Genomic DNA, 6,321 nt, shown 5'->3' with positions numbered 1-6,321 from the left:
CCAACCGCGCCAACCGCGCCAACCGCGCCAACCGCGCCAACCGCGCCAACCGCGCCAACCGCGCCAACCGCGCCAACCGCGCCAACGCTCGACCGGCAAGCGAACAGCAGGTTCCTGAACCGCCGCGCCGACCACGTATGGAACTACGCGTCGCCAGCACAAGCAAAAACGCCCGGTCGCGAGACCGGGCGTTTTGCTCTCGAACAGCTAACCGCAAATCACTTCCCAAGGCCCGACTTCGCGATCGCCTGCTCGGCGGTCTGCGCGTAGAGCGCATGAAGGTGTGTCGTCGGATGGACGGTATCCGCGTACATGTACGTCTGGTCCGCGCCCGCGACGGTCAGCGTTTCTGGCGAGCAGAACAGCGAAGTACCGAACGCCGACGGATTCGCCTGCCCCGACTTGGTCGCTGCCGCGATCATCGCCTGCAGGTTGCACGCCGTGCCGGTGTTCGACACCGTGAAGCCGAGCGCCTGATAGTTCGTGGTCACGTTATCGACGGCTGCATAGGCGTCGACGTAGACTACCTTCGAGATCAGCCCGGTTTGCGTCAGCGCGGTTTGCAGTGCGAGGTTGAAGCCCTGCGATGCCTTCGTCAGCGCCGCACCCTTGTCCGAACTCGTGACCCCTTGCGGCGTCGCGCCGATGTTCGGCACGTTCGACACCACGACGTGCGTCGCCCCCGCCTGCACGACACGTCCTACGACAGCGGCCAGATCGAGCGCCGCCTGCCCGACGGCCTGCTGCGCGGCCGTTGCGGCGGCGAGCGCCGCGGCCGGCGTGATCTGCCCGGCCGCTGCTGCGGCGGCTGCGGCCTGCGCCACTCCGAGGTTGTAGAGGATGTCGTTGGCGCCGCCGCCGATGATCACGAGCTGTCCGCCATTGAAGCTGCCGTGCGCGACGATGTAGTTCGACACCTGATCGTTGATGGGGATCGTCGTCGCCTGCGCGTAATCGGAGTTCGGCACGTTAGCCGCCGCGTGGCCAAGACCCGGCTGCAACTTGACCCGCGCGCCGCCCTGCGCATAGCCAAAGCCGCCTGCGGACGCGAGCGGCACGCCGAAGCCGCCGGTCACGGCGGGCGTCAGCGTGTCGCCGTAGTACTGCGCGATGTTCTGCGTCCAGACCTGGCCGGGATTCGTCGTGAAGCGGCCGCCGCCGAAGTTCTTGGCCGCGACGGGCGAATACGTGCCGACGTCCGACAGGCTGTCGCCGAACGATACGACTTGCAGCTTGACGCCGCCCGGTGGCGTCGAGTTGTTGTCGTCCGAGCCGCCGCCGCACGCGGCGAGCAGGGCGAGCGCTGCGCTCGCGGTAACGAACTGGGCTTGGCGCAGCAGGCTGCCGCGCGTCAGGTAGTACTTGCTCATCGACCTCGTCTCCATCTTTTGGTGAATCTTGTAGTGAGTGCCGCGACGTCGTGCGCCGCGTTTATCGGTTCTCGCGCGCCGCGGATGCAGCGTCGCGACAGCTTACCGAATCTTTCCCGTCTTCATCAGATGTTTCGCTGACCGCGCGATAACGCATACGGCGTTCCTGCATTGCGCGGGAAGGTCGTGCGTCGTCGGTCGTTAGATGAAGGTACGCTGAAACGCGCGATTGGATGTTGCAGAAGCAATCCGGTAGCGAATTGCATGGTGTCTCCCTCCAAAGAAGCGGTCTGTGCCGCCGTGCCCGACAGCGTACACGGCGAGCGCGCGGCGGCGCTCGCTACTTCGTAGAAGGATTATTCCAGGACGTGCACGCTCGTGCTATTCGGCGGTGCCCGCTCGGCGCGCGCCTTCGTAGACCCATTCGAGAAGCGCGTCGTGGGCGCCGCGCGCCGCTTCCGCGCGCGGATCGTTGATGAAGCTGACGACGACGTAGCTCTCGCCGTTCTGTGCGCCGACGTAGCCCGCGATCGCCCGCACGTCCCGCAGGGTGCCCGTCTTGATGTGCGCGTTACCGAGCGCGCCGGCGTTGGTAAGCCGGTTGCGCATCGTGCCGTCGACGCCCGCGATCGGCAGCGATTCCGTGAACACCTGCGCGACCGGGCTCGAGTTGGCCGCCTGCAGCATCTCGGCGAGCGAGAGCGCGCTGATCTTTTCGTCGCGCGAGAGGCCTGAGCCGTTGTCGAGCGAGAGGCCGGTCATCGGCAGGGCGCTGTGGCGCAGGAACTGCTGGATCGCCTGCGCGGATTTCGCAGGCGTTGCGGGCGGCTTGGCGGTGGCCGCGCCGATCGTGAGAAACAGGTTGCGCGCCATCACGTTGTTGCTGAACTTGTTGATGTCGCGCACGACGTCGGAGAGCACCGGGCTGCGATGCGTGCCGACGAGCCGCGCGCTCGACGGCGTCGCGCCTTCGCGGGTCGTGCCGCTGAACGTGCCGCCCGTCTGCTTCCAGAGCGCGAGGAAGCCGCCGGCGAAGAACGTCGAGTGGTCGAGCGCGGCGACGTTGATCGTGCGCGAGCCGCAGCGCAGCGGATAGTCGCCGATGAACGACGCCTGCACGAAGCCGCTTGCGGTCTGCGAGACGCTCGGCGATGCCGCCGGCAGCGATCCCGCGCACGCGCCGCGCGTGACGTGCAACTCGTTGTCGATCTGCAGTTGCGCGAGCTGAGGAAGCACGTCGATGGACACCTGGCCGTCGGGATTCGGCGTCAGCGTGAACGACAGCGACTTGAACGCGTAAAGCAAAGGATCAGGGCCGACGTTGTAGGGCGCGGAATCGTCGTTGTCGAAGGCGGGGAGATCGCGCGTCGCGGCGTCGAAATAGCGCTTGTCGAGGACGAGCCCGCCGTCGATGCCGGTGATGCCGTTGCGGCGGATCTGGTCGACGAGGTCGATCAGTTCTTCCGGCACGAGCTTCGGGTCGCCGGTGCCCTGGATATAGAGATTCCCGTGCAGCACGCCTTGCGTGTCGACCTGGCCGTCGGCGTAGGCCGTCGTTTTCCAGCGATAGTCGGGTCCGAGCAGCGACAGGCCGGCGTAGGTCGTGACGAGCTTCATCGTCGAGGCGGGGAGCATCGGCTCGGTCGCGTTGATCGCGATGAGCGGCGTCGGTGCGCCGATGCGCTGCACGACCACGCTCATCGACGAGATCGGCACGTGGGCGCGTGCGAGCGCGGCCATGACCGTGGGCGGGAGCGGCCCCGATGGCACGGCGATGTGTTCGCTGCGTTTGCCTTTGAAGGCGCTATGCGGCTTCGGTCCGTGCGATTCGGCTTTGGAACCGCCGCCACGCGCGACGGCGGCCGGTGTGTAGGCGAGCGTCAGGCCGGTGGCGAGCGCAACAGTCAACGCGCCCGCCGACAGACGCGCGGTCATCGAACGGAATGAAGCGGAAAACGAGACGAGCGGCATGAATTCTTCTTCGATGCGATTGATGCGAAAGGATGAGCGCGCCTGACGCGCAGTTCACGACGACGTGCGGTGCGTCCGGGCAAAGCGGCTATTGTAGACAAGCTTTCCTTGCGAAATCGTTGCGGTGTTTGAAATCGCTCGGGCCGTCCATCTGGCATCGGCTAGCTCATTGAGAGACGGGGCGTTCCACTATCTACCCGCCGTGCGGTGCTGGCGTTTCATCTTGAAACGGGGTGTCAGAAAGCATTCGGACGCGTACGCAAGGTTCGCGATATAGCGTCCCATAACCCCACAGCTTCACCCTCCGTCAACGATGCTTTGACGGCACGATGTTCAGGATCGTCGTCAGGCGGAATTCCGCCGTTGTCCATCTCCAGGCTGATGAGAGGCGACTGCGCGCTACCCGTCTTTGAATTGGCTTCCATGCCAAAGTGATGTCCGCGAATGGCGGCCGTTGTCATGCCTTCGGCCAGCCACTCCTCTGCTTGCATTCCCGCGAGCGCGACATGCCCCTTGCGAATCGTTCGTCCATCGCGCTGTTTGAGCGCCTGATTGACGCTGGTGCCACGCTGTAACAACGTCGTTTGTTCTCGGATATTTGAATCTGTCTGAAGGACAAAGCTGACGTCGGGCTTGTCGCGTAAAACAAAACCGGCGTAGACGTTTTCCTGATCGGTCGCCTTTCCGGGAAGAAAGCCGTTGAGAAAGCAGACACCGGGTTCGGTCGGGATGTCGTCGTCGGCGCCGGCCGCGAGTATGTTCGAGCAAGTCAAGAACTAGTCCCAGCTTCGGCGAAACGTCACTCTTAATAGCTCTGTTCCTGATTGCCGGTTCGTCCTTGAAGACCGAATGCGCCGAATCGAACGCTTGTACTTCGAATTTAATGCGAAAGCCACGATCGTATTTGTAGGCTTCAATCGTTCGGCTCATATCGCTGGGGTCGCCATAGCTGCGCAGACGGATGAAGTAACGCGTACCACTGCCACGCGCCTCGCCGTGCTGATAAAGATATTGATATCCCAGTGCACTCTTCGTTGATTTCAACTCGGCTTCACGCTTTGCGATCTCGTCCCGATAGGCATCTTGAGTCATTGCCAAGGTTTCCAGACGCACGCCCTGTATCTCAGTCATTCCGAAACTCAAAGCATCTTGGGGCATGTCGATGAGATAGCGCCCTACACAGCGCGGGGCAAGATTGGCGGTTATGTCGTTCACGGTTTTATTCTCTCGTGGCGTCAAGGCTTTGGGTTTGTCGCATGCGCTCAGGCAGAGCGCGAGGCACAGTATCGAAAGGGCGGCTTTTGGGTTCATTCCTTGTACGCCATGCTCGTTTCCCTGATGCTGTACGCAATTTTCGTAATCGCCCACAGCGCAAACAGTTGCTGAGGCAGCGCCTTGTATGCGCCCTCGTGATCGACGCCCGGGTAAGGAACACACACCTTGACGTGCCCGGCGGGCGCGGCACCCGAGCGGATCGGCACGGTTCCATCGCCGTTCTCGGCTGCATTCTTGAGTACGAACCCTGTTGCAATGGGTTGGTTCGCCGTTCGCTGAAGCAGATCCTGTTCGCCTTGCCCCAAGTCTTGAAGAACCTTCCCCGCCGTTAGATCGTCGATCTTGGCGTACGAGTCGAATCGCTTGAGTACGCTCGTGATCTTGCGCTCCCAAACTACGTCGCCCCAGGTCTTGTGGACCGAATCATCGCCGTAGAACGCGTAAGTGTTCGAGTGATAGCGTTTGCCAATTGACTTATGGAAAGGCAGCACGTCATCCAGGATCAAGCCCTTGTAGCGGGCCCAGTCGCTGTCAACTGTTGCCTTTCGTGAGTCCACGGGATTGATAAGGCTTTCGTCGCATAGCGCCCACCAAGCCCCTCGCATCGTGTAAATCTCAGTGTAGGGGTCAACTTTTGGTAGCGTCACGTTCTGGCTGCCATCCCTGATCTTCAACCACCCCATCCCATACTCCGGACTCGGCAACAACTGCAACGCGCCCGGCGATTGCGCGAACACAGCCGTAACCTCCGCGGCGTCGATACCCAGCACCACGCCCGCCGGCATCTCGGTGCCGGCCTTGACTCGTTTGTACGCGGTGGCCGAACCCGTCGCCGGCATGACCCCGTGCACGATTCCCAACACGTTTTTGCTGCCGCCGAGAACCTCGGAGTAGTAGCGGGAGACCAGCCCGCCCATCGAGTGGGTGACGAGAATGACTTTCTCGCACCTTCTTCCCTTCTTGCGGTAGTAGCTCATGAAGTACTCGATGCGTTCCGCCAGCCGTTCACCCGAATCGGCGTTCGACTGGAGCCAGTTGTAGCCGACCGCGTGCACGGGAAACTGATACTTGTATGACAGCCCCACTTCGTCGGCCGACAGCGGCTGCACGCCAGGCGCGCTCGCTACAACTTTCTTCATCAGGCTGTTGCGCAAGCCCGTCATGCATACGTCTGCATCGTTGAGCGCATTCTCAAGCCAGGGCAAGAACGTTCCGTAGCTCATGTTCGCCACTTCGCCCCAGCCACGACGTTTCAATTCGACGTCTTTCTGAGCCGTGCCTTGGGGGATGGCGCCGCCGTCGTAAACCTCGGTGATCTTGGGATCAAGACCTAGCTTTCGCTTGTCCGCTCCCCTCAATCCCCAGTTGGCCGCCACACTCAGCGAACTGTCGGCGAGCCAGACCGGCTTTGACGGTTTAGCCGACGTTCTCAAATTCGTCCCCATCACCCCCGGGATGAAGATCACCGGAACGATTCGGTCGGGGACCATGTAGCACACGGCGGTGCTGTCATCCGGAGGCGAGGTGACGGATGAGTAGTGCACCGAGCCGTCGTCGGCCACCACTCCAGGGATGATGCGTTCAATGGTTGCCATGTGAGCGCTCCCGTCCGTCGATGCTGCATCCGCAGGACGTCATGTGCGCGATGCTGTGCCGGGCGAGTGTCGATTGCGGTGTCCGGATACGCTGCGTCTGTGCCTTGGTG

Annotated in this window: 4 protein-coding genes and 1 pseudogene; all 5 read right to left on the bottom strand. The window is 62.6% G+C overall.

The annotated features are described in order from the left end of the window. Positions 1–218: 218 nt before the first annotated feature. Positions 219–1,370, bottom strand: a complete 1,152-nt coding sequence (locus AWB65_RS22070; RefSeq protein WP_235007717.1) for an SGNH/GDSL hydrolase family protein — start codon at positions 1,368–1,370, stop codon at positions 219–221. A 381-nt stretch (positions 1,371–1,751) separates the two neighbouring features. Further along, positions 1,752–3,341, bottom strand: coding sequence for a D-alanyl-D-alanine carboxypeptidase/D-alanyl-D-alanine endopeptidase (dacB, locus tag AWB65_RS22065; RefSeq protein WP_125474170.1), 1,590 nt, complete (start codon positions 3,339–3,341; stop codon positions 1,752–1,754). 236 nt (positions 3,342–3,577) lie between these two features. Next, entirely contained in the window at positions 3,578–4,114 is a 537-nt protein-coding gene (locus AWB65_RS22060) for a T6SS immunity protein Tli4 family protein (RefSeq protein WP_087669161.1), read from the bottom strand. A 31-nt stretch (positions 4,115–4,145) separates the two neighbouring features. Then, positions 4,146–4,472: pseudogene (locus AWB65_RS37870) on the bottom strand (Tli4 family immunity protein); the annotation flags it as partial. Between the two features lie 176 nt (positions 4,473–4,648). Then, on the bottom strand, positions 4,649–6,211 hold the full coding sequence (locus AWB65_RS22055; RefSeq protein WP_087669160.1) for a Tle4 family T6SS lipase effector: 1,563 nt from the start codon (positions 6,209–6,211) through the stop codon (positions 4,649–4,651). Positions 6,212–6,321 lie beyond the last annotated feature (110 nt).

The sequence above is a fragment of the Caballeronia humi genome, assembly GCF_001544475.1.
Taxonomy (GTDB): Bacteria; Pseudomonadota; Gammaproteobacteria; order Burkholderiales; family Burkholderiaceae; genus Caballeronia; species Caballeronia humi.
Note: the sequence above shows the minus strand (reverse complement) of the source record. Positions and strands in the feature narration are given on the sequence as shown.

Coding starts and splice junctions, on each gene's coding strand:
- AWB65_RS22070 (WP_235007717.1), bottom strand. CDS start 1,370: ATGAGCAAGTACTACCTGACGCGCGGCAGCCTGCTGCGCCAAGCCCAG.
- dacB (WP_125474170.1), bottom strand. CDS start 3,341: ATGCCGCTCGTCTCGTTTTCCGCTTCATTCCGTTCGATGACCGCGCGT.
- AWB65_RS22055 (WP_087669160.1), bottom strand. CDS start 6,211: ATGGCAACCATTGAACGCATCATCCCTGGAGTGGTGGCCGACGACGGC.